This window comes from Pseudonocardia kujensis, from assembly GCF_021283305.1.
Lineage (GTDB): Bacteria > Actinomycetota > Actinomycetes > Mycobacteriales > Pseudonocardiaceae > Pseudonocardia > Pseudonocardia kujensis.
The window spans coordinates 36,915-60,256 of the sequence record NZ_JAJSOK010000014.1; the positions used below are offsets into that span (position 1 = coordinate 36,915).

Here is a 23,342-nt window from a genome sequence, read left to right on the forward strand (position 1 = left end):
GCCGTGGTCGGACGGAACCCGGAGAGGGCGAAGACCGCCCCGGTGCGGAGAGCCGGACCGGGGCGGGGCGGCCCCCCGGTCAGCCCGCCACGGCGCGGTAACGACCCGGCTCCACCTCGGCGACGACCCCCGTGCGGACGAGCCGGGCGATGTGTTGTTCCGCGGTGCGCGCCTCGACGCTCTCGACGTGCGGGGCCTCGACGTGCGGCCGGTAGACGAAGCGGTGGTCGACGACCTCGGCGAGGGTCCGCGGCTCGGCGAGGAACTCGGTCAACGCCTCGTCCCGCCGCCCGATCACCTCCCGGTACGCGCGCAGCCTGCGCCGGAACTCCTCGGCCCCTTCGACCACGCCCTTCTGGTGGAACGTGCCGAACCAGCGCGCGTCGACGGAGCCGCAGACCTCGATCGACCGCTCGAAGCCCTCGAGGCTGCTCACCCGGTCCCCGTAGTAGGGCCCGAACGAGGTGAGGTCGATGTCGGCGATGTAGAGGAATCCGTCCGGCTCGATCAGCAGCCCGGAGTGCCCCACGGTGTGCCCGGGAAGGTGCACGACGGTCGCCGTGCGGTCGCCGAGGTCGAACCGGTGACCGTCCGGCACGCCCACGGCATCGGGGCGGCTGCCGAGGCGGAAGTCGGCGGTCAGGGACTCCGCGAGCTCCGCCGTGGCCTCCGCCGGCAGGCCGTAGGCCGCGAGCAGCACCTGCGTGTCGCGGACCGCGGGCAGGTCGGCGGTGTGCACGTGGACCGGGGCGTCGAACGCCTCGATCGCCACGAGGTGGTCCTCGTGGGCATGGCTGACGACGACGGCGTCGGCCTCCGGGAGCGCGTCCTGCTCGATCAACGCGAGCGACGGGTCCACGAGGAGTGTGCCCGCGCTCCCGCGGACCAGCAGCGAGTTCCCGTAGGGGTAGCCGCCGCCGTTCGCCGCCCGCAGCAGCGTGACCTGCCCGTACTCCTCGGGTGTCCAGCCCGTCGTCCCCATCGACGCCTCCCGTCGCGCACCATCGGCTTCCCGTAGTTCTGCCTTGTGGCCGCGGCCCACGTCAATCGGCTCGGGCCGGGTCGCGCCCCGCCGGGCCGCCACCCGGTCGCGGAGTGCCTGCGCACGGTGCTCCACGGGGAGTGGCAGCACGCCCCTACGCCGAGCGCGACCTCGACGTCCTGGACGGGGACGGACGCGCGGTCACGCGTCCCAGGTGACCGGGAGGCGCTTCACCCCGTAGATGTCCGCGGTCTCCGGGCGCAGGGCGACCTCGTCGGCCGGGACGGCGAGGCGCAGCGTGGGGAAGCGGTCGAGCAGCGCGGGGAACGCGACCCGCATCTCGACGCGGGCCAGCTGCTGCCCCAGGCACTGGTGGATGCCGTGGCCGAAGGCCAGGTGACCGCCGTCCTGCCTCCGGATGTCGAGCACGTGCGGGTCGGCGAAGCGCTCGGGGTCCCGGTTGGCGGTGTGGTACGAGAGGATCACCGTCGTCCCGGCCTCGATGGTCCGCCCGCCCAGCTCGACGTCCTCGAGCGCCGTCCTCATGAACGTCTTGGCGACGCTCAGGTACCGCAGCAGCTCCTCCACGGCCCCGTCGACGAGCGCGGGCTCGGCACGCAGGGCAGCCAGCTGTGGCGGGTTGCGCAGCAGCGCGAAGGTGCCCAGCGCCAGCATGTTCGCGGTCGTGTCGAGGCCGGCTGCCAGCAGGAGCAGACCCATCCCCTTCAGCTCCTCGTCGGTCAGATCGCTGTCCGTGAGGTCGCTGAGCAGATCGTCGGTGGGGTTCGCGCGCTTGGCGGCCACCAGCCCCGCGAGGTACTGCTGGGTCGCGGTGTAGGCCGCGACGAGGTCCTCGTCGCTCGTCTCCCCGCTCGTGAACCGCTCGACCTGCTTCTGGAAGGCACCCCGGTCCTCGTACGGCACCCCCAGCAGCTCGCAGATCATGACGGCCGGGACGGGCGTCGCGAACGCGGTCACCAGGTCCGCGGGCGGCCCGGCCTGCTCCATGGCGTCCAGGTGGTCCGCGGTGATCTTCTCCAGGCGCTCGGTGAGCAGTCGCATCCGCCGCACGGTGAACCGGCCCACCAGCGGCCTGCGGTAGCGCCCGTGCTGCGGCTCGTCCATGAGGAGGAACTCGCCGGGCGGCGCCGGAGGGATCTCCAGGCCGGTGATGTCGAGGGTCGGGTGGCGCATGAGCTCCTTGCGCGAGCTGAACCGTGGGTCCGCCAGGACCGCCCTGACCAGGTCGAACCCGGTGACCAGCCAGCCGGGCTCGCCCCCGGGGAAGGTGTAGCGGCTGATCGGGCCGTGCTCCCGGGCGTGGAGCAGCTCCGGCGGCGGGTCGAACGGGCAGCCGGACGGACGCGTGGTCGGCAGCGTCGTGACGGTGTGGTCCATGGTCGTTCTGTCTTCCCTTCCCGGCGGCGCCTGCCGCGTCGACCAGGAGCGTCGGGGCCGCCGGTTTCACGGCGCCTTCATCGCGGCTACGCGCTCACCCCGCGGGCGGGCCGGCCGCGTGCCCGGCCGCGACGGGCGGCGTCCCCGCACGCCCCGCCCTCGTGGTCCTCGCCGGGGCCGGCCGGGTCAGCCCGCGGTGGCGAAGTCGGCCAGCAGGAAGAGGTTCAGCGCGATGATCAGGGCCGCGACGACGACCGCCGCGGCGGTGGTCAGCCGATGGTTGACCAGGGACCCCATGACGTCGCGCCGGCGGGTGAACAGCACGAGCGGCACGAGTGCGAACGGGATCCCGAAGGACAGCACGACCTGGGACCACACCAGGGCCTGGGTGGGGTCCACACCCACGGCGAGGACCACGAGGGCGGGGGCCAGGGTCAGCGCGCGCCGCAGGAGCAGCGGGATGCGCCGGCGGAGGAAGCCCTGCATGACCACCTGTCCGGCGTATGTCCCGACGCCCGAGGAGGCGAAGCCGGAGGCCAGCAGCGCGATCGCGAAGGCGAGCGCGGCCCACTTGTCGACCGCGACCTCGAGCCCCGTGTAGACGCCGTCGAGGCTGTCGGTCCCGGAGAGCGCCGAGCCGGCGAAGACCGCGGCGGCGATGAGCAGCATCGACGCGTTGATCAACCCGGCGGTGCCCATCCCCACCAGGACGTCGACCCGGGTGGTGCGCAGGATGAACCGCTGCTGCTCCGGCCCCTCCGCCCGCAGCCGGCGCTGCGTCAGGGCCGAGTGCAGGTAGATCACGTGGGGCATCACGGTCGCGCCGAGGATCCCGGTCGCGAGCAGCAGGCTGTCGGTGCCTGCGAACTGCGGCACCAGCCCGCCGACCGCGCCGGCGCCGTCGACGTCGACCCGGAACACCGTGGCGAAGAGCCCCACGAGCACCACCAGGAACAGCACGACGATCGCGCGCTCGAACGGCCGGTGCCCACGGGTCTGCAGGGCGAGCAGCCCGAACGCCACCACGCCGGTGACGAGGCCGCCGACGAACAGCGGGATCCCGAACAGCAGCTGCAGCGCGATCGCCCCGCCGAGCACCTCCGCCAGGTCGGTGGCGACGGCGACCGCCTCCGCCTGGACCCACATGCCCCGGCTCACCGGGCGCGGGAACCGTTCGCGGCACAGCTCGGCGAGATTGCGCCCGGTGGCCAGGCCGAGCTTCGCCGACAGCGTCTGCACCAGCATGGCCAGCAGGTTCGCCCCGACGATCACCCAGAGCAGCAGGTAGCCGTACCGCGAGCCCGCCGCGAAGTTCGTCGCGAAGTTGCCGGGGTCGATGTAGGCGATCGCCGCCACGAACGCCGGGCCCGCGATCGCCAGCCGGGCCCGCAGCCCCGTGCCCAGGAGGCGCTGACCGTCACCGCGCTCCGGCCCCTCGGTCGACGACAGGGCCGACGACGCGGAGGGGCCGGCAGGAGGGTTCATGCCGCGAGGGTAGAGGCGGCTAACACGAAGCGATAGCCATCGCTTCATTCTGAGACGACAGCGACGCGGACGCCCCGGGCCGCTCCGTCACCCCGCCGGCGTGGTCGGTTGCAGTACCGCCTCGACCAGCGCCTCCGAGCGCAGGTGGGTGCCCTTCTGGTACTCGGGATCGCGGACCATGTCCGAGAACGCCCGCCGGCTCGGGTAGTGCACGAGCAGCACGGCGTCCCAGTCCTGGCCCTGCTCGGCCACGACGGGGGCGCCGCCGTACCCGTAGTAGACGACCCGGGCACCGAAGGGTTCCGACGTGCGACGGAAGTGCGCGATGTACTCGTCGTAGCGGGCGCGCCCGCCCTCGACGAACCGCAGCAGGTTGAGCATCGTGACCGGCTCGTCCGGAGCCGCGGCGAGGAAGGCCTTCATGTCCGCACCGGTGGGATCGATCGCCATCCCCGCAGTCTGCCATGGCTAATAATTGCTCTGTGCAATGATGTCCTGGTGCAAGAACCCACACCGGACGAGGTGGTGGACGCCGTGATGTCGGCGAGCCGGGCGCTGGTGGCCGTGGCGGCCCGCTCGCTCGCCGCGGTCGAGGAGGACGTGACGCTGCCGCAGTACCGGGCGCTCATCGTGCTCGCCCAGCACGGTGCGCGCCGTCCGGCCGACCTGGCCGGGGCGCTCGACGTCTCGCCGTCGTCGGCGACGCGGATGTGCGACCGACTGGTGGCCAAGGGGCTGATCGAGCGCGACCGGACCGGCGAGGACCGCCGGGAGGTCCGGGTGGCGTTGAGCGAGCGCGGGCGGGCACTGGTCGAGGAGGTCACCCGGCGCCGCCGGGCCGAGCTGGCCACCTTGCTGGGCGGCCTGCCCGCCGAGTCCCGCACCGCGGTCGTCGAGGCCCTGCGCACCTTCGCCGCCGCGGCCGGCGAGGTGCCCGAACCCGAGTGGGCGATGCTCCCGTGAGCGCCCTGCGCCGGGCGCACGGATGGCTGGTCGGGACGCCGTCCGGCTTGGTCGGCCTGGCCCTGGTCGTCGGCGCCGGGGCCGGGCTCGGCGCCGTGGTGTTCCGCTTCCTGATCATCGGGATCACGAACCTGGTCACCGGGCGGGACGACTACAGCGCCGCCGGTCGCGTCGCGAGCCTGCACCTGCCGGCCCTCGGCCCGTGGTTCCTCCTGCTCGCGCCGGTGGTCGGCGGGCTGGTCTACGGCCCGCTGGTCAACCGGTTCGCCCCCGAGGCCCGCGGGCACGGCGTCCCCGAGGTGATGGTCGCCGTGGCCCGCAACGGCGGACGCATTCCGGCCCGCGTCGCCGCCGTCAAGTCGCTCGCCTCGGCCCTGTGCATCGGCACCGGCGGGTCCGTCGGTCGCGAGGGGCCGATCGTCCAGATCGGGTCCGCGCTCGGCTCGTCCATCGGGCAGTGGCTGCGCGTGCCGGACCACCGTCTGCGACTGATGGTCGCCTGCGGCGCCGCCGGGGGGATCTCCGCGACCTTCGACGCCCCGATCGCCGGGGTGTTCTTCGCGCTCGAGATCATCCTGCGCGCCTTCACCGCCGAGGCGTTCGGCGTCGTGGTGATCTCCTCGGTGACCGCCAACGTGGTCGCCCGCGCGGTCGTCGGGAACGACCACATCATCGAGCTGCCCGCCTACTCGTTGGGCTCGGCGACCGAGTTCCCGCTCTACGCCGTGCTCGGCCTGCTCGCGGGGGTGGTCGGCTGGGGGTTCGCCCGGATCCTGTACCTGATCGAGGACCTGTGCGACCACGTGTGGCGGGGGCCCGAGTGGCTGCGCCCCGCCGTCGGCGGACTGCTCCTCGGCGGTGTGCTGCTGGCCCTGCCGCAGATGTACGGGGTCGGTTATCCGGTCCTCGAGGCCGGCATCGCCGGGAAGTACGCCGTCAGGTTCCTGATCGTCCTGATGCTCGGGAAGATGCTGGCCACCAGCCTGACGATCGGCATCGGTGGCTCGGGCGGGGTGTTCGCGCCGTCGTTGTTCGTCGGCGGCATGGCGGGCACCGCCTTCGGGTTCGCGGCGCAGGCGCTGTTCCCGGGCCTGGACCTCTCGCCCGGCGCGTTCGGTCTGGTCGGCATGGCAGCGGTGTTCGCCGCCGCCTCCCACGCCCCGATCGCCGCAGTGCTCATCGTGTTCGAGCTGACCGGACAGTACTCGGTCATCCTGCCCCTGATGGCGGCCGTCGCCCTGGCCACCGGGGTGTCACACCTGATCTCCCGCGACAACATCTACACACTGAAGCTGCTGCGCCGCGGGATCGACGTCGACGCCGACAGCCGCGCCGAGGCGCTCGTCCGGCGGCTCACCGTCGCCCAGGCCATGCGGACCCCGCCCGACCCGGTTCCCGCGGGCACCTTGCTCGACGACCTGGCCGCCCGGCTCGGCACGGCCCGGTACGGCGCACTGCCGGTCCGCGACGACGACGGCCGTTACCGCGGCGCGGTCACCGCCGCCGGCCTCGACCTGTCCGGACGCGACGGCAGGTCGGCGGGGGACGTCGCGGCGCCGTTGCCGGAGCTCGCCCCGGGGACGTCGCTGCACGCGGCCCTGCGCATCCTGGTCGACCACGAGGACACCGGGCTCCCGGTCCGCGCCGGGCCCGACGGGCCGCTCCTCGGCTGGCTCGACCACCGCGACGTGCTCGCCGCCTACGGCCGGGCCGGGTCCTCGACGCCCGCGGTGCCGTAGCGCACCGGGCGCCGCCGCGGCACCCGCGGCCCGGCCCGGCCCGCCCCGGACCGGACCGTGCCCCGCCGGGCACCACCGGGCGCGGGCGCGGGCGCGGCGAGGCACGCGACGTGGTCGGTCGACCACGAGTCCCGGCACCGCTCGAGCCCCCTCCGGTCGGGCCGTTGCGGTGTCCCCCGCCAGCCGCACCCGCACGCCGGGACGAACGCGGTGAACGTGCCGGGGGCGCAGCGGGTCACGTCGGTCCAGTTGTCGGACAACGCACCGTTGCGGTAGCGACCGGCGACGAAACCCTCGTGCTGGTCGGTCGCCCCGCCTGCTCCGAGCCCGATGGACGGCATCCGAACATGGTGCGACGGATCCGTGACCGGGACGAGGGGCCGGAAGACTCTTCACGGCACCGCAAGGTCCCGTCGGCACGCCGCGGGCCGGCTCGGACGCGTTGCCGGACACCGCGACCCTCACCCCAGCGTCGTCTCCGCGGCGCCGGAGGGCTCCGGGTCCGGGAGCCGCCGCATCCGCAGGGAGTTGGCGAGGCCGACCGCGGCGGCGAGCAGCGGCACGAGCAGGCCGACCTGCAGGGCGAACGGGCGGGCCTCGGTGTTGATCCGGATGATCTCCGACCGGATCTCCTCGGGCTGGCCGACGAGCAGCCCTGCGAGCTTGGTGTTGCTCATCAGCTCGGCGTCCTCCTCCAGCACCTGGGCGACCTGCTGCTTCTCGGCCGGTGGCAGCACCGTGCTCGCGTCCGTCTCCGCCGTGAACGTGGCGGCGAGGGCGGCGAGCATGATCGCGCCGGCGAAGGCGAGGCCGAAGGAGAGGCCGAACGACCCGGCCGCCGAGTTGACCCCGGCCGCCTCGCTGACCCGTTCCTCCGGGACCGGGGAGAGCGTGTAGTTGTTCAGCTGCGAGACCAGCAGGCCGAGCCCCGCGCCGGCGATCGCGAGCGGACCGATGAGCACCCACCCCGTCCCGGCGCGCGGGACCAGCGGCAGCAGGATCACGATCCCGATCACCACGAGCGCGAACCCCACGCCGACGACCGTGCTCGGCCGCCGGTGCCCGCTCCGCCTCCCCGCCAGCAGGGCCAGCCCGAACATGCTGAGCGACAACGGCGCGATCGTCAGGCCGGCCTGCATCGCATTGTACTCGAGCACCATCTGCAGGAAGATCGGGAGCACGATCATGACGCCGCCCAGCGCGACCTGCTGCAGCAGCTGCTGGGACACGCCGACCCGGAAGTGCGCCGAGGTGAACAGCGCCGGGTCCAGGAGGGCCGGCTCCGCGCGGCGCGCCCGCCGGCGCAGCCAGAACACCAGGCCCACCAGGCCGGCGACGCCGATCGCCAGGACCAGGCCGACCCGCTCGCCGCCCTCCTGCCACACCAGGATGCCGAGGACGAGCGCACCCATTCCGACGACCGAGAGCACCGCACCGACGACGTCGACGCCCCGGGGACCGGTGTAGGGGACGTCGCGCACGAGCTTCGCCCCGCCCAGCACCACCGCGATCACGACGACCTCGAGCACGAACCCGACCCGCCAGGACAGGAAGGTCGTGATGAAACCGCCGAGCAGCGGGCCCACGGCGGCGGCGATCGCCGCCGCGGCACCCACCAGGGCGTAGACCTTCTTGCGCGCCGCCCCGTCGAAGTTGCCGTGGATCAGCGACTGCATGGCGGGCAGCAGCAGCGACGCGCCGATCCCGCCGATCACCGCCCAGAACACGATGACCGCCGTGAGGCCCTGCGCCAGCGCCATGGCGGCCGCGCCCACGGCGTAGCCGAGCAGGCCGAGCACGTAGGCGCGCTTGCGCCCGACGAGGTCGCCGACCTTGCCGCCGATCAGGATGAACGCGGCGGAGACGAGCGCCTCGAGCGCGATGGCGGACTGCACCCCGCTGACGGTCGTGCCCAGGTCGTGCACCACCGCGGAGATCGACACGTTCATCAGCGAGGTGTCGACCACCAGCACGAACATCGCCATCGCGAGGAGGAGCCCGAGAACCCGGCTCTGGCTCCCGTTCGGCACGGGCGCGGCGGCCCCGTCGGTACTCACCCGTCCCCGCTCCGGCGCCGGTCAGGCCGGCTCGCCGACCGCGCGGCCGAGCGCCTTGGCCTTCAGGGACTCGTACTCCTCCGGGGTGATCGCGCCCTGGTCGAGCAGGCGCTTCGCCTCGGAGATCTGGGCCGTGGGTCCGCCGGTGTCGCCGTTCACGGCGGCGATCCGGCGCACGTCGTGCTCGTAGGCCTTGCGGGCCGCCGCGGCGTCCGCCTGCCTCCGCTCGCCCATCTTCCGGCCCTCGGCGATCAGGTACACCAGCGAGCCCACGATCGGCAGGATGATGATCACCACCGTCCAGCCGGCCTTACCCCAACCTCCGATGTCGTCGCGCCGGAAGATGTCACCGAAGATCACGAACAGCAGCCAGAACCACACGACGAAGCCGAAGAACACCAGCATCGTCCAGAACAGGTCCAGCAGCGGGTAGCCACTTTGTGCGAGCAACATGTCCAACCCCTTCTCTCGGGTGTGCCGGTCCGCCCGTCGGGCGTGCCGTGTGCGGGGCCGGAGCCGGTCCGGGCCGTCAGGCCTTCTCGGCCCGGTACGGGACGAGCGCCCAGATCACGATCAGGTTGAGCGCGATGAGCATCAGGCCCCAGATCGGGAAGTGCGGCAGGAACGCGAAGTGCGCCACGATGTTCAGCGCGGCGGCCGTGATGCCCAGGGCACGCGCCCAGCTCGCGCCCCGCAGCACCCCGAAGCCCGCCACGCCGAGCAGCACGGCCAGCACCAGATGGATCCAGCCCCACGTGCCGACGTCGAGCGCGTAGGTGTACTGCGGCGTCCGCACCACGACCTCGCTCTGGGCGATCGACACGATGCCGGTGAGGATGCCGACGGCCCCGCCCAGCAGCATCAGGATGGCGGCGTACAGGGCGAAGGTCGTGGTGAACTCCGCCCTGCCGCCGGGCGTCGCCGCTCCACCGGACTCGGCCGGGCGTGTGGCGTCCGTACTCATCGTGGACTCCCTTCGGCGGACCCGATCTCCGACAGCAGGTTGACCTTTCGTCCTGCCTCCGGCCCCATCCGCGACGGGTGAATCCGCGCCGCCCGAGCCCCCGCAGACTCCGCTCCGGGTGGACGACGGCGACGGAGGAGGCGCGCGGTGGGCGCGGAGAGCGAGCGGGTGCAGGGGTTCGACAGCCTCGACGACGGACTGCGGACGGGAGATCCCTGGTACCGCTGGGGCCCGTACCTCAGCGAGCGGCAGTGGGGCACGGTCCGCGAGGACTACAGCCCCGACGGCGAGGCGTGGACCTACCTGCCGCACGACCGCGCCCGGTCCCAGGCCTACCGGTGGGGCGAGGACGGTCTGGCCGGCTTCTCCGACGTCGAGCAGCGGCTCTGCCTCGGCCTGGCGCTGTGGAACGGGCAGGACCCGATCCTCAAGGAGCGGATCTTCGGGCTCACCGGGCCGCAGGGGAACCACGGCGAGGACGCCAAGGAGTACTGGTGGTACCTCGACGCCGTCCCGTCGCACGCCTGGAACCGCTGGCGGTACCACTACCCGCAGCGGGCCTTCCCGTACGAGGACCTGGTGGCGACCAACGGCTCCCGCGGCCGCAGCGACCCGGAGTACGAGCTGCTCGACACCGGTGCCTTCGACGACGACCGGTACTGGGTGGTCGAGGTGCACTACGCCAAGGCGGACCCGGACGACCTGCTGGTCACCGTCGAGGTCACGAACGCCGGTCCCGAGCAGGCCGAGCTCCACGTCCTGCCGACGCTCTGGTTCCGCAACACCTGGTCGTGGGACCCGGACGCCACGGCGCCGGTCCTGCGCGCGACCGGCCCGGCGGCGGTCGCGGTGCCGCACCCCTTCCTCGGCGACCTGGAGCTCGTCGCGGCCTCGGGTCCCGACGGCGCCGCGCCGGAGTTGTTGTTCTGCGACAACGAGACCAACCTGCAGCGCCTCTACGGCCGACCGGGACCGCGGTACCCGAAGGACGGGATCAACGACCACGTCGTCGACGGCACGGACACCGTGAACCCGGACGGCACCGGGACCAAGTGCGCCGTCCGGTACCGGGTGACGGTCGACCCCGGCGCGACCGTGGAGCTGCGGCTGCGCCTGCGACCCGCGGACCGGCCGGGCGACCTGGGCGAGGACTTCGCCCGGGTCCGCGACCGACGGCGCGCGGAGGCGGACGAGTTCTACGAGGAGCTCACGCCCTCGGCGGCCTCCGCGGACGAGGCGAACGTGATGCGCCAGGCCTTCGCCGGGCTGCTGTGGAGCAAGCAGTTCTACTACTACGACGTCGCCCGCTGGCTCGACGGCGACCCGGGCCAGCCGCGGCCGCCCGCGTCACGGGAGCACGGACGCAACGCCCGGTGGCGGACCTTCAACTCCTTCGACGTGATGTCGATGCCGGACAAGTGGGAGTACCCGTGGTTCGCCTCCTGGGACCTCGCCTTCCACTGCGTCGCGCTCGCGCACGTCGACCCGGCCTTCGCCAAGTACCAGCTGCTGCTGGTGTGCCGCGAGTGGTTCCAGCACCCGAACGGTGCCCTGCCCGCCTACGAGTGGGACTTCGGCGACGTCAACCCGCCGGTGCAGGCCTGGGCCGCGCTCGAGGTGTTCGCCCTCGACGGCGCCCGCGACGTCGAGTTCCTCTCCCGGGTCTTCGACAAGCTCCTGCTCAACTTCACCTGGTGGGTCAACCTGGAGGACTCGGACGGCTCGAACGTCTTCGAGGGCGGCTTCCTCGGCCTGGACAACATCGGCCCGATCGACCGCTCGCACCTGCCGCCGGGCTACCTGCTCGAGCAGTCCGACGCGACCGGCTGGATGGCCTCGTACGCGCTGGCCATGGGCGCCATCGCCGCCGTGCTGCGCAACGCCGGCCGGCCCGCGAACGATCTGGTGCGCAAGTTCCTCGAGCACATCGCCGCCATTCGCACCGCGGTCGAGTCGGAGGGGCTCTGGGACCCGGAGACCGGGCTCTTCGCCGATCGGCTCGTGGCCCCCGACGGCACCGCCGTGCCCGTGGCGGTGCGCTCGATGGTCGGCGTGATCCCGATGCTCGCCGCCGGGGTCGCCGACGAGACGACCCTGCGGCGGGCGGCGGCCGGGGGCAAGAACGTCGCCGCCCTGTTCGGGCGGAACGGCCTCGAGGACGAGGACGGGCTCGCCGCACGCGGGCTGCTGCGCGGCGGCCCCGGGGACCGCCAGCTGCTGCTCGGCGTGGTCGGCGTCGAGAAGCTCGACCGGCTCCTCGCCCAGCTGTTCGACCCGGCCGAGTTCCTCTCGCCCCACGGGCTGCGGTCGGTCTCGGCCTACCACCGCGACCATCCGTACGTGCTCGACGCGCCCGGCCTGCACGCCGAGATCGACTACGAGCCGGCCGAGTCGACAGTCGCGATGTTCGGCGGCAACTCCAACTGGCGCGGGCCCGTCTGGTTCCCGGTCAACCACCTCGTGGTGAACTCGCTCGAGCGCTACCACCGCTTCTTCGGCGACGACCACACCGTCGAGTACCCGACCGGGTCCGGGAAGCGGCTGCGGCTCGACGAGGTCGTGGCGGACCTGTGGGAGCGGCTGGTGTCGTTGTTCCTGGTCGGCGACCACGGCCGCAGGCCCTGTTTCGGCGGGGTCGAGCGGCTGCAGCGCGATCCCCGGTGGAAGGACAACCTGCTCTTCAACGAGTACTTCCACGGCGACGACGGCGCGGGGCTGGGAGCGTCGCACCAGACCGGCTGGACCGGTCTGGTCGCGGACGTGATCCGCCGCCGGCACGGCGCGGTCGACCCCGTCGGGGACGTGCTGCGCAGGCTGCGTGAGCAGGAGCCCGAGCGGTGAGCGCGCCGGTGCGGGTGCTGCCCGGCGCCGTCGCCCCGCTGGGGGCGACCGTGCGCGCGGGCGGCACGAACTTCGCCGTGGCCTCGCGGGCGGACGCGGTCGAGCTCTGCCTCTTCGACGGGCCGGACGAGGTCCGGCTCGAGCTGCCGGAGTACGACGCCGGGATCTGGCACGGTTTCGTGCCGGGCGCCGGGCCCGGGCGGGCCTACGGCTACCGCGCCCACGGGCCCTACGAGCCCGCCCGCGGCCTGCTCTACATCCCGGCCAAGCTCCTGCTCGACCCGTACGCGCGGGCGGTGGCAGGTGGGGTCCGGTTCGGCCCGGAGGTGCTCGGGCACGACCCGGACGACCCCGGGAGGCCGAGCACGCTGGACTCGGCGGCGCACGTGCCGCGCAGCCTGGTCGTCGGCCCGCCGCCGACGCTGTCCGAACCGGCGCCGCGCCACTCCTACGCCGACACCGTGGTCTACGAGATCCACGTCAAGGGGTTCACCGCGGCGCACCCCGGCGTGCCGCCCGAACTGCGCGGCACCTACGCCGGGCTGGGGCACGACGCCGCCGTGGCCCACCTCGTCGGGCTGGGCGTGACCACCGTCGAGCTGCTCCCGGTGCACCACCACGTGTCCGAGGCGTTCCTCCCCGAGCGGGGCCTCACGAACTACTGGGGCTACAACACGATCGGCTACCTCGCCCCGCACCCCGGCTACTCCGCTGAGGTGCGGCGCGGACGGCCGGGCGGGGAGGTCGCGGAGTTCCGGGCGATGGTCGACGCCCTGCACCGGGCGGGCCTGGAGGTCGTGCTCGACGTCGTCTTCAACCACACCGGCGAGGGCGACCCGCACGGGCCCACGCTGTGCCACCGCGGCCTCGACAACGCCGGCTACTACCGGCTCGACCCCGCCGACCCGAGCCGCTACCTCGACACCACCGGCTGCGGCAACTCCCTGAACACGGCGGACCCGTTCACGCTGCAGCTGGTCATGGACTCGCTGCGGTACTGGCTGACCGTGATGGGTGTCGACGGCTTCCGCTTCGACCTGGCCCCCACCCTCGCCCGCGACGACGGCGGGTTCGACCGCCTCGCCGCGTTCTTCGACCTCGTCTCGCAGGACCCGGTGGTGTCGCGGGCGAAGCTGATCGCCGAGCCGTGGGACGTCGGGCGGGCGGACAGCTACGACCTCGGCCGCTTCCCGCCGCTGTGGCGGGAGTGGAACGGCCGCTACCGCGACACGGTCCGCGACTTCTGGCGCAGCCACGACGGCCTGCTCGGCGAGTTCGCGACCCGCTTCGCAGGCTCCGCCGACCTCTACGGCGGCCGCGGCCGGCGGCCGACCGCCTCGGTCAACTTCGTCACCGCGCACGACGGGTTCACCCTCGCCGACCTGGTCGCCTACGACCGCAAGCACAACGAGGCCAACGGCGACGACAACCGGGACGGGACGGACGACAACCGGTCGTGGAACTGCGGCGTCGAAGGGCCGACCGACGATCCCGAGGTACGGGCTCTGCGGGGCCGGCAGCAGCGGGCCCTGCTCACCACGCTGCTGCTCTCGTTCGGCGTCCCGATGCTGCTGGGCGGGGACGAGCTCGGCCGCACCCAGCGGGGCAACAACAACGCCTACTGCCAGGACGACGAGCTGACCTGGTTCGACTGGGCGCACGTCGACGAGGAGCTGCTCGCCTTCACCCGCACGCTGATCGCCCTGCGGCGGCAGCATCCGGTGTTCCGGCGCCGGCGCTTCCTCTCCGGTGTCGACTGGCGGAACCTGCGCTGGTACACCCCGGCCGGCACGATCGTCACGGGTGCCGAGTGGGCCGACCCGGCCGCCCGCAGCGTCGCGACCTACCTCGACGGCGGGGACGCCCCCGACCGGGACGCCGAGGGCCGCGAGCTGCTCGACGACGACTTCCTCGTCCTGGTCAACGCGTGGTGGGAGCCCGTGCGGTTCACCGTGCCGGCCCTCCGCGAAGGCCAGGTCTGGGCGCCCGAGATCGACACGTTCGCCCCCGGCGAGCTCGCGGCGCACGGCAAGCCGGGGGCGGGCGACGTCGTGCGGGTGCGGCCGCGCTCGGTCGTCGTGCTGCGGGCCTCCTCGGACGGTCCGCCGCCGGATCGACCTGAGTAACCCCGCGGAGATCCGCTGCGACCATGGCCGCATGACGGTCCTCGAACGCGTCCGTTCGGCCGACGGCACCGAGATCGCCCTCGAGCAGGTGACCGACGGACCCCGCCGGCTGCTGCTGGTCCCGGGCGGCCCCGCGGGCCGGGGGCGCTGGGCCCGCACCGCGGCCCTGCTCGACGGCCAGTACGCCTGCTGGCTGATGGACCGGCGCGGCAAGGGCGACTCCGGCGACACCCTGCCCTACGCGTTCGCCCGGGAGTTCGAGGACGTCCGGGCCGCGGCCGGGCGCCTGGCGAGCCTGGGCCCGTTGAGCGTGGGCGCGAACTCCAGCGGCGCCTCCGTGGTCCTCGGTGCCGCGGCGGCCGGCGGCCTGCCGGCCGCCGAGCTGTTCCTCTACGAGCCGCCGTGGCCGGTCGACGGCCCGCTGACGCCGCCGGCGACGATCGACGCCCTCGACGTGATGATCACCGACGGCGACCGCGCCGGCGCGGTCGCGCGAGCCCTCACCGAGGTCGTCGGCGTCCCGGCCGACGCCGTGGCCGGCATGCGCGTCCTGCCCACCTGGCCCGAACGGGTCGCCCTGGTGCACACCTGGACCCGCGAGATGCGGGAGGTCGACCGACTCCCGCGGATCGACGCCCTGGCCGGTGTCGACGTGCCCGTGCTCCTCCTGCTGGGCGACCGCAGCCCCGGCCCCCTGCGGCGGGCCACGACGGCGATCGCCGCCGCGCTCCCGCGCGCGACGGTCGTCGGCCTGGCGGGGCAGGGCCACGGCGCGCTCGACGAAGCACCCGCGGTCGTCGCCGAGGCCCTGCTCGCCCGGGTCGCGCCGCGCTGACCGCCCCCCTCAGCGCGGCCCGGCGAGCCCGGCGGCGGTGTCGTCGAGCGTGACCGCGGCCCGGCCGGCCTCGAGCCGGGCGACCGGGACCCGGAACGGGCTGCACGAGACGTAGTCCAGCCCGATGTGGTGGAAGAAGTGCACCGAGTCGGGGTCGCCGCCGTGCTCCCCGCACACCCCCATCTTCAGCCCGGGCCGGGCCCGCCTGCCCTCCTCCACGGCCAGGCGGACCAGCCGGCCGACGCCGATCTCGTCGAGAGTCTCGAAGGGCGACACGGTGAACACGCCCTTGTCCAGGTAGAGCGCGAAGAACGCGGCCTCGACGTCGTCGCGGGAGAACCCCCACGCCGTCTGGGTCAGGTCGTTGGTGCCGAACGAGAAGAAGTCCGCGGCCTCGGCGATCCGCCCGGCCGTCAGCGCGGCCCGCGGCAGCTCGATCATCGTCCCGACCGGGATGTCGAGCGTGACGCCCACCCGCTCGGCGACCTCGGCGAGGATGCCGTCGGTCTCGTCGCGGATCAGGTGCAGCTCCATCACCGAGCCGACGAGCGGCACCATGATCTCCACGTCCGGCCTGCCGCCCGCCGTGATCCGCTCGGCGGCGGCCTCGGCGACGGCCCGCACCTGCATCGCGAACAGCCCGGGCACCACCAGGCCCAGCCGCACGCCCCGCAGTCCCAGCATCGGGTTCGACTCGTGCAGCCGCTCCACCGCGGCGAGCAGGGCCTCGTCGGCGGCGGGGTCCTCGCCGCGTTCGCGGGCCACGGCCACGCGCACCGCGAGCTCGGTGCGGTCGGGCAGGAACTCGTGCAGCGGCGGGTCGAGCAGCCGCACCGTGACCGGCAGGCCGTCCATCGCCTCGAACAGCTCGACGAAGTCGGCACGCTGCAACGGCCGCAGCGCGTCGAGCGCACCGGCGCGGCTCTCGGGCGTGTCCGCCAGGACGAGCCGCTCGATCAGGGCGCGTCGCTCGCCCAGGAACATGTGCTCGGTGCGGCACAGGCCGATCCCCTGCGCCCCGAGCCGGCGGGCCCGGGCCGCGTCCGCACCGGTGTCGGCGTTCGCCCGCACCCGCAGCGAGCGGGTGGCGTCGGCGTGGGACAGGATGCGGTGCACCGCGAGCACCAGCTCCTCGGTGTCCTCGTCCGCCCCGTCCAGGACGGCGTCGAGCCCCTCCTCGAGGTACCGGGCGACGGGCGAGGGGATCACCGGGACGTCGCCGAGGAAGACCTCGCCGGTCGAGCCGTCGATCGCCACGACGTCGCCCTCGCGCACCACGATGTCGCCGACCCGGGCGGTCCGGGCCGCCGCGTCGACGTCGATCGCCTCGGCCCCGCACACGCACGTGCGGCCCATCCCCCGGGCGACGACGGCGGCGTGGGAGGTCTTACCGCCGCGGCTGGTCAGCACGCCGGCCGCGGCGATCATGCCCGCGAGGTCGTCGGGGTTGGTCTCGCGGCGGACCAGGATCACGGGCTCGCCCGCCGCGTGCCGCTCGACGGCGGCGGCCGAGTCGAACACCGCCGCCCCGACCGCGGCCCCCGGCGAGGCCGCCAGGCCCGTCGCCAGCCGCGTGCGGTCGGCGGCCGGGTCGAACTGCGGGAACATCAACCGCGCGAGCTGCTCGCCCGTGACCCGGTGCAGCGCCTCGTCGAGCGTGATCAGCTGCTCGTCGACGAGCTGGGCGGCGATCCGGAACGCCGCGGCGGCGGTGCGCTTGCCGACGCGGGTCTGCAGCATCCACAGCTTCCCGCGCTCGATCGTGAACTCGATGTCGCAGAGATCGCGGTAGTGCGTCTCCAGCCGGCGCATCACCGCGTAGAGCTGGTTCGCCGACGCCCGGTCGCGCTCGGCGAGGTCGGCCAGGGTGAGGGTGTTGCGGATGCCGGCGACGACGTCCTCGCCCTGCGCGTTCGGCAGGTAGTCGCCGTAGACGCCCTGCTTGCCGGTCGCGGGGTCGCGGGTGAAGCACACGCCGGTGCCGGAGTCCGCGCCGAGGTTGCCGAACACCATGGTGCAGATGTTCACCGCGGTGCCGAGGTCGTGCGGGATCCGCTCCCGGCGCCGGTAGAGGCGGGCCCGCTCGGTGTTCCACGAGTCGAACACGGCCTTGATCGCGAGGTCGAGCTGCTCGCGGGGGTGCTGCGGGAACGGCCGGCCGGTCTCCTGCTGCACCACCTTCTTGTAGGCCTCGACCAGCTCCTCGAGGTCGCCCGCCGAGAGGTCGACGTCCTGCGTGACGCCGCGCTCGCGCTTCATCCCGTCCAACGCGTCGGCGAACTGCTCGCCGTCGATGCCGAGCACCGTCTTGCCGAACATGGCGATCAGCCGCCGGTAGGAGTCCCAGGCGAAGCGCTCGTCCCCGGCCACGGCGGCCAGCCCACGGACCGACGCGTCGTTGAGCCCGATGTTGAGGACCGTCTCCATCATCCCGGGCATCGAGAACTTGGCCCCCGACCGCACCGAGACGAGCAGCGGGTCCTCGGGGTCGCCGAGCTGGCGGCCGATCCGGTCCTCGAGCGCCCGCAGCGCGCGGGTCACCTGGACCCGCAGCTCGGCCGGCACCACGCCGTCGGCCAGGTAGCGCCGGCACGCCTGGGTGGTGACCGTGAACCCCGGCGGGACCGGCAACCCCAGCCGGGTCATCTCCGCGAGGTTGGCGCCCTTGCCGCCCAGCAGGTCCTTCTCGTCCTTGCCGCCCTCGGTGAACTCGTAGACGTACTTCTCCATCGGCCACCTCACACGTCGTCGGGCAGGAGGTCCACACCCCGCGGTCGAACCGGGGTCTCCGATGCTGCCGCGCCGCGGGGGGTGGGGGCCAGACCCGAACGCGGGAACACCCCCGGTCGCGCAGCGCAGGCGGCCCGCCTCGCTCCTGTGCGGAAGGAGGCGGGCCACGCGCGGCGACGTCCCGTGCGGGCGCCGCGGTGGGAGCGGACCGGATCGTGCGGCCGGGGTGGGTCGCGCGCCACTCCGGGTCGGTCCCGGCCGTGTGGGCGCGGGCCCGGTCCGCCTCCGCGGGGGTGGCAACCGGTGGCGCACCGGGCCGGCCCTTCTCCAGGGTGCGGCGCGGGGTCCCCGCCGGGCAACGGCCGAACCTACGCATCCGAAACCTCGACGCCGGGCGGCGCCGCGGCCCGGGAGGCGCACGCTGATCCCGTGCCCGTCGCCGCCGCCACCCACGACCGTCCGGATCGCCAGCTGACGATCCAGCAGGTGAGCGCGCTGTTGGCGGTGCCGATCTCCACACTGCGCACCTGGGAGTACCGCTACGCGGTGCCCGGCATCGTCCGCACCCGGGGCGGGCACCGCCGCTACCCCGCGCGGGCGATCGACGAGCTGCGGATCATCCGCGACGAGATCGCCCGCGGCCGGCGCGCCGGCGACGCGGCGACCACCGCCCGCCTCCTGGTCGAGTCCGCCGAGCCCGGCCGCGAGCTGGTGAACCGGTTCCTGGACGCGGCGCACGCCATGGACCAGGGCGGGATCCGCTCCTGCCTCGACGACGCCGCCCGGCAGCTGGGCCTGGGCGCCACCGTCGACCTCGTGCTCGTGCCCGCCATGCGCCGGATCGGGCACTGGTGGGAGATCGGGACCTGCGACGTCGGCCACGAGCACCTGGCCACCGAGGCCGCGCGGACCTGGCTCGCCCGGCTCGTCGCGTTCGCCCCCGAGCCGCGCCCCGGTGGAGGGGTCCTGCTCGCCTGCGGGCCGCGCGACCTGCACTCGCTGGGGCTCGAGGCGTTCGGCATGCTCCTCGCCTCGAACGGACGGGCCTGCAGGGTCCTCGGTGCCCGTACCCCCGTCCCGGCCCTGACGAGCGCGGTGCACACGCTGGAGCCGGCCGCGGTCGTGGTGGTCTCCCACCTGGCCTCGGCCCGGCGCCCGGCGGTCGACGCCCTCGCCGCCGTGGCGGCGCTGGGCACGCCGGTCTTCTACGCCGGGAACGCCTTCCTGACCCGCCCGGCACGTCGCCGGGTGCCCGGCTGCTACCTCGGCGAGAGCCACCGGGAAGCGGCAGGCATCCTCGAGGAGTTCCTGGTCCGACGCTCGGTCGACGAGCCGGGGTGACCGGCTCGGTCCCGGACCGGGCTCAGGCCACCGCGAAGGCCGGACACGCGAAGAAGAAGTGGTACTTCGCTCCGGGATCCACCTGGTCAAGCTGTGGTTCTCGGTGTCGCAGAACGAGCAGCGCACCCGCTTCCTCATCCGCCGAGTCGACCCGGTGCGCCAGTGGAAGCTCTCGCCCACGGACCTCGCGTCCCTCGACCGCTGGGACGACTACACCGAGGCCAAGGAGGCGATGTTCTTCCCCACCGACACCGCGGACGCCCCGTGGACGGTGATCAAGAGCAACGACAAGAAGCGGGCCCGCCCGGAGGCCATTCGGCACGTGCTGGCGCTGTTCGACTATCCCGGCAAGGACCTGACGGTGGCCGCCCCGCCCGACCCGTTGATCGTCGGGCCCGCCGCGTCGGTCTTCGAGGCGGGCGAGGGCCGGGCGGTCTTCCCGCCGCTGGCCGGCCACCCACCGCGTCGAGTCGGGAGCTCTCGACGGCCGCCCGCCCGTCGGCGCAGGGTACGGGCGGCCCGGTCGCACAGCTCGTCGGCGGCCTTGACCGCCGTCTGGACGAACGGGATCAGGTCGCGGATCACGTCGGTCACCGCCGCCAGGGCCGCCTGCCGCCGGGCCGGCGAGATCCACCTCCTCGGCACGAGCGCCACCTTTCCCCTCCTGTCGACGACCGCCGTCCGGATGACGACGGAGCCGTAGTCAACCCCGGACGGAGCAGCCGCGCCACGGCTGAGCGAAGCCCTGGCCGGCTGTTCACCGCGAGGTCGGCTCGCAGCCACCTCCCCCGCGGGCCCGGCGCCTACTCTCCGGCCGGCAGCTCGTCCGACCACCGGCCCGAGCCCGACCCAGGTGTGGAGGCCGACGTGACCGTCCGGGGATCCGGCGTGGGCCTGCGGCTCGTGAGGGCCTGGGCCCGCCTGGTCGGTGCCCTTGTCGTCGGCGGCCTCACCGCGTCGGTCGCGGTCGCGTGGGTCGGCGCCGAGATCGCCCGTGCGGTGCGGGGCGAACGCCGCCGCAGTGGCGCGGGCCGGCGGCCCGGCTGCGTGTGGTGCGGCTACCGGCACACCCGCCACCCCGTCCGCGTGCACGCCGACGACCTGGCCGCACGGGTCTCCGAGCGGGTCGCTGCGTAGGGACAGGCTGGGACCGGGCCGAGCCCGGCGGCGGTGGCACCGGGGGACCGGGGGATCCGCCAGACGCCCGGCGTCCCGCCCGCCCCGGCCCGCGGCGCAGGAACCGGCCCACCAGCTGGAGGCGCCCGAGCTCCTCGTGGCTGACGATGTGCGCCACCACCTCGCGCACGCACCACTCGCTGCAGGGCGTCGGCCTCCCACTGCTCCGAGGTGAGCGTGACGAGCAGGTCGACCAGCTCGCCGCGCTCCTCGCGGGCCATGGCCATCGTGTCCCCGGTGTTCACCGGTCCACGCGTCGGTCGCGGGCTCAGCCCTGCTCGGCGACGGTCTTGGCGAACCCGTCGAGCAGCAGCGCCCAGCCGCCGCCGCCGTTGATCGCGTCGTTGATCGCCCGTCCGCCGTCGAGCCGTTCGAAGTGGCGGTGCTCGACCTCGACGAGGCTCTCCCGCGGACCGGTCGCGGTGAACCGCGCCTCGATCTCGCTGGCCCTCCCCGGGTCCGGGTCGAACCGCCAGGAGCCGTTGATCTGCCAGGTGAACACCAGCCGGTGCGGTGGCTCCCAGACCAGCACCCGGCCCCAGTCGCACTCGCTGCCGTCGACGCCGCGCTCGAACCAGCGCCCGCCCACCCGCGGCTCGAGCACGACCTCGGCGACCTCGGCCTGCCCGATGTGGTACTGGTGCGGCCACCAGGCGTCGACGGAGCCGGTGAACACCTCGAACGCCCGCTCGACGGGGACCGCGAGGCTGACCGTGCCCGTGATGGGCGGGATCGGGGTCGTGCCGCTCATGAGTTCTCCTCGGGTGGGATCTGCGTCAGGTGGGATCTGCGTCGTCCTGGGGGTCGAGGCCGGGCGTGCTCGCCTCGGCGGCCTTCTGGAAATCGGTCAGCGCGTCGCTCCAGACGCCCTCGAGCCACGTCCGCAACGCGCCGACGCCCTCCGGGTCGATCCGGTAGATCCGCCGGGTCCCCTCCGCCCGGCTGACCACCAGTCCGCCCTCGCGCAGCGTGCGCAGATGCTGCGACACCGCGGGCCTGCTGATCGGCAACGCGTCGGCGAGCTCCTGGACGGAGCTGGGCCGCCGCGCGAGCAGCTCGAAGATGGCCCGCCGGCTGGGGTCACCCAGGAGCCCCAGTCCCGCATCTCCGTAAGCCGCCACGAACGGTAAGGCTAGACGCACAAACCTTGCTGTCAAGACCTGCCGTTCTCGATCCGGCGCGTCCGCGAGGCGTTCCTCGCCCGGCTCGCCGGTCGTCAGGTCGCGAGGCCGTGATGGGCCAGCGACGCGTGGTGGGCGTGGCCCTCCGGCCCGTGCGGACTCACGTGCAGGGTGGCGTCGACGAGCTTGGGCACCTCGTGCAGCAGCCGGTGCTTCGCCTCGGCCGCGATCGCGTGCGCCTCCACCACCGACAGGTCGCTGTCGACCTCGAGCCCGGCCTCGGCGCGCACGCGGTGTCCGACCCAGCGCAGGCGCAGCTGCTCGATCCCGCGCACCCCGGGCACCGCGCGCAGGGCCTCGTCCGCCCGGTCGACCAGCTCCGGGTCGACCGCGTCCATCAGTCGCCGGTAGATGTCGCGCGTCGCGCCCCGCAGGACGACGAGGATCGCGACCGTGATCAGGAGGCCGACGACGGGGTCGGCCAGCGGGAACCCGGCCAGCACGCCGAGCGCCCCCAGGACCACGGCGAGCGAGGTGAAACCGTCCGTGCGCGCGTGCAGCCCGTCGGCCACCAGCGCCGCCGACCCGATGCGCCGGCCCACCCGGATCCGGTACACGGCGACGAGCTCGTTGCCCACGAAACCGACCAGGCCGGCGGCGACGAGCACCCCGAGATCGGCGATCGGCTGCGGGTCGAGCAGGCGGCGGACGGACTCGTAGCCCGCGACCACGGCCGACAGCGCGATCATCGCCACGATGAACACCCCGGCGAGGTCCTCGGCGCGGCCGTAGCCGTAGGTGTAGCGCCGGGTCGGGCGGCGGCGCGCCAGCACGAAGGCGATCCACAGCGGCACGGCCGTGAGCGCGTCGGAGAAGTTGTGGATGGTGTCGGCCAGCAGGGCCACCGAGCCGGTCAGCACCACCACGGCCGCCTGCGCCAGGGCCGTCCCCAGCAGCGCCACCAGGCTGACCTTCAGGGCGCGGATACCCTCGGCGCTCGCCTCGAGGGCCTGGTCGACGGAGTCCGCGGCGTCGTGGCTGTGCGGCCGGACGAGCGAGCCGAGGAACCCGGGCAGCCCGCCGGACCCGTGCCCGTGCCCGTGCCCGTGCCCGTGGCCGTGTTCGTGGCTGTGCCGTCCGTCGACCCGCTCCCCTGCCATGGTTGGCAGGATGCCCAGCTCAGCGGCATTATGCAACCATGCGCGCACACAAGGACATCGCAGCTGCCACTCCGGTGCGGGAGCCGCTCGATGCCGACGTGGTGGCCCTCGCCGCGGACGTGCTGCGGCAGCTGGCCGACGCGACCCGCTTCCACCTGCTCGGCCTGCTCGCCGAGGGCCCGCAGGACGTGAACACCCTCACGGCGCGGGTGGCGGCCTCGCGGTCGTCGGTGTCGCAGCACCTCGCCCGGCTGCGCCTCGCCGGCCTGGTCGGCGCGCGCCGCGAAGGGCGGCGGATGGTCTACCGCCTCACCAGCGACCACGTGCGGAGGCTGGTCGAGGAGACCTACGCGTTCGCCGAGCACGTCGGCCACCGCATCCCGCACCACGACTCGGAGTGACGCCAGGCCATGGCGGCCCGCCG

At 73.9% G+C, this 23,342-nt stretch carries 21 protein-coding genes; 9 read left to right on the top strand and 12 right to left on the bottom strand.

What is annotated here, in order from left to right:
- Positions 1-79: 79 nt before the first annotated feature.
- The 4 genes from LWC35_RS12495 to LWC35_RS12510 all read right to left on the bottom strand — a co-directional run bounded on the left by LWC35_RS12495 (position 80) and on the right by LWC35_RS12510 (position 4,315).
- On the bottom strand, positions 80-982 hold the full coding sequence (locus LWC35_RS12495; RefSeq protein ID WP_232870249.1) for an MBL fold metallo-hydrolase: 903 nt from the start codon (positions 980-982) through the stop codon (positions 80-82).
- Positions 983-1,183: 201 nt separating this feature from the next.
- Positions 1,184-2,380, bottom strand: coding sequence for a cytochrome P450 (locus LWC35_RS12500; protein WP_232870250.1), 1,197 nt, complete (start codon positions 2,378-2,380; stop codon positions 1,184-1,186).
- Positions 2,381-2,566: 186 nt separating this feature from the next.
- On the bottom strand, positions 2,567-3,865 hold the full coding sequence (locus LWC35_RS12505; protein ID WP_232870251.1) for an Nramp family divalent metal transporter: 1,299 nt from the start codon (positions 3,863-3,865) through the stop codon (positions 2,567-2,569).
- A gap of 87 nt (positions 3,866-3,952) precedes the next feature.
- On the bottom strand, positions 3,953-4,315 hold the full coding sequence (locus LWC35_RS12510; RefSeq protein ID WP_232870252.1) for a DUF1330 domain-containing protein: 363 nt from the start codon (positions 4,313-4,315) through the stop codon (positions 3,953-3,955).
- Between the two features lie 48 nt (positions 4,316-4,363).
- Between LWC35_RS12510 and LWC35_RS12515 the strand changes: the two genes are divergently transcribed.
- Positions 4,364-4,828, top strand: coding sequence for a MarR family winged helix-turn-helix transcriptional regulator (locus LWC35_RS12515; RefSeq protein WP_232870253.1), 465 nt, complete (start codon positions 4,364-4,366; stop codon positions 4,826-4,828).
- The gene (locus LWC35_RS12520; protein WP_232870254.1) at positions 4,825-6,567 is read left to right on the top strand and encodes a chloride channel protein; all 1,743 of its coding nucleotides are present in this window, start codon (positions 4,825-4,827) and stop codon (positions 6,565-6,567) included. The genes LWC35_RS12515 and LWC35_RS12520 overlap by 4 nt, the downstream gene beginning before the upstream one ends.
- On the opposite strand, the gene LWC35_RS12525 is transcribed toward LWC35_RS12520, so the two are convergent.
- The 4 genes from LWC35_RS12525 to LWC35_RS12540 all read right to left on the bottom strand — a co-directional run bounded on the left by LWC35_RS12525 (position 6,528) and on the right by LWC35_RS12540 (position 9,588).
- On the bottom strand, positions 6,528-6,908 hold the full coding sequence (locus tag LWC35_RS12525; RefSeq protein ID WP_232870255.1) for a hypothetical protein: 381 nt from the start codon (positions 6,906-6,908) through the stop codon (positions 6,528-6,530). The genes LWC35_RS12520 and LWC35_RS12525 overlap by 40 nt on opposite strands.
- Positions 6,909-7,028: 120 nt before the next feature.
- On the bottom strand, positions 7,029-8,624 hold the full coding sequence (locus LWC35_RS12530) for an MFS transporter (RefSeq protein WP_232870256.1): 1,596 nt from the start codon (positions 8,622-8,624) through the stop codon (positions 7,029-7,031).
- 21 nt (positions 8,625-8,645) lie between these two features.
- Positions 8,646-9,077, bottom strand: coding sequence for an SHOCT domain-containing protein (locus LWC35_RS12535; protein WP_232870257.1), 432 nt, complete (start codon positions 9,075-9,077; stop codon positions 8,646-8,648).
- 76 nt (positions 9,078-9,153) lie between these two features.
- The gene (locus LWC35_RS12540; RefSeq protein WP_232870258.1) at positions 9,154-9,588 is read right to left on the bottom strand and encodes a DUF7144 family membrane protein; all 435 of its coding nucleotides are present in this window, start codon (positions 9,586-9,588) and stop codon (positions 9,154-9,156) included.
- A gap of 147 nt (positions 9,589-9,735) precedes the next feature.
- Here LWC35_RS12540 and LWC35_RS12545 point away from each other — a divergent pair, with 147 nt between their 5' ends.
- From LWC35_RS12545 to LWC35_RS12555, 3 genes are read left to right on the top strand one after another with little or no spacing between them, the layout of a single operon-like run.
- Complete coding sequence (locus LWC35_RS12545; RefSeq protein ID WP_232870259.1) at positions 9,736-12,429, top strand: MGH1-like glycoside hydrolase domain-containing protein; 2,694 nt, start codon at positions 9,736-9,738, stop codon at positions 12,427-12,429.
- A complete protein-coding gene (gene glgX / locus LWC35_RS12550; RefSeq protein WP_232870260.1) occupies positions 12,426-14,555 on the top strand; it encodes a glycogen debranching protein GlgX in 2,130 nt (709 codons plus the stop codon). Before LWC35_RS12545 ends, glgX begins: the two co-directional genes overlap by 4 nt.
- A gap of 31 nt (positions 14,556-14,586) precedes the next feature.
- Positions 14,587-15,390, top strand: a complete 804-nt coding sequence (locus LWC35_RS12555; RefSeq protein WP_232870261.1) for an alpha/beta fold hydrolase — start codon at positions 14,587-14,589, stop codon at positions 15,388-15,390.
- A gap of 9 nt (positions 15,391-15,399) precedes the next feature.
- Here LWC35_RS12555 and ppdK read toward each other — a convergent pair whose 3' ends face one another.
- Positions 15,400-18,120, bottom strand: a complete 2,721-nt coding sequence (ppdK, locus tag LWC35_RS12560; protein WP_232870262.1) for a pyruvate, phosphate dikinase — start codon at positions 18,118-18,120, stop codon at positions 15,400-15,402.
- 429 nt (positions 18,121-18,549) lie between these two features.
- Between ppdK and LWC35_RS12565 the strand changes: the two genes are divergently transcribed.
- From LWC35_RS12565 to LWC35_RS12575, 3 genes are all read left to right on the top strand, one after another.
- Positions 18,550-19,461, top strand: coding sequence for a MerR family transcriptional regulator (locus tag LWC35_RS12565; protein WP_232870263.1), 912 nt, complete (start codon positions 18,550-18,552; stop codon positions 19,459-19,461).
- Between the two features lie 58 nt (positions 19,462-19,519).
- Positions 19,520-20,164 (top strand): polyphosphate kinase 2 family protein, encoded by a 645-nt coding sequence (locus LWC35_RS39170; RefSeq protein ID WP_308194533.1) that lies wholly within the window; start codon positions 19,520-19,522, stop codon positions 20,162-20,164.
- Positions 20,165-20,328: 164 nt separating this feature from the next.
- Entirely contained in the window at positions 20,329-20,598 is a 270-nt protein-coding gene (locus tag LWC35_RS12575; protein ID WP_232870264.1) for a hypothetical protein, read from the top strand.
- A 307-nt stretch (positions 20,599-20,905) separates the two neighbouring features.
- On the opposite strand, the gene LWC35_RS12580 is transcribed toward LWC35_RS12575, so the two are convergent.
- From LWC35_RS12580 to LWC35_RS12590, 3 genes are all read right to left on the bottom strand, one after another.
- Positions 20,906-21,388, bottom strand: a complete 483-nt coding sequence (locus LWC35_RS12580) for an SRPBCC family protein (protein WP_232870265.1) — start codon at positions 21,386-21,388, stop codon at positions 20,906-20,908.
- Positions 21,389-21,413: 25 nt separating this feature from the next.
- Positions 21,414-21,758, bottom strand: coding sequence for an ArsR/SmtB family transcription factor (locus LWC35_RS12585; RefSeq protein ID WP_232870266.1), 345 nt, complete (start codon positions 21,756-21,758; stop codon positions 21,414-21,416).
- A 95-nt stretch (positions 21,759-21,853) separates the two neighbouring features.
- Entirely contained in the window at positions 21,854-22,918 is a 1,065-nt protein-coding gene (locus LWC35_RS12590; RefSeq protein ID WP_232870267.1) for a cation diffusion facilitator family transporter, read from the bottom strand.
- 38 nt (positions 22,919-22,956) lie between these two features.
- Between LWC35_RS12590 and LWC35_RS12595 the strand changes: the two genes are divergently transcribed.
- Positions 22,957-23,319: an ArsR/SmtB family transcription factor gene (locus LWC35_RS12595; RefSeq protein ID WP_232870268.1), complete on the top strand. Its 363-nt coding sequence runs from the start codon at positions 22,957-22,959 to the stop codon at positions 23,317-23,319.
- Positions 23,320-23,342 lie beyond the last annotated feature (23 nt).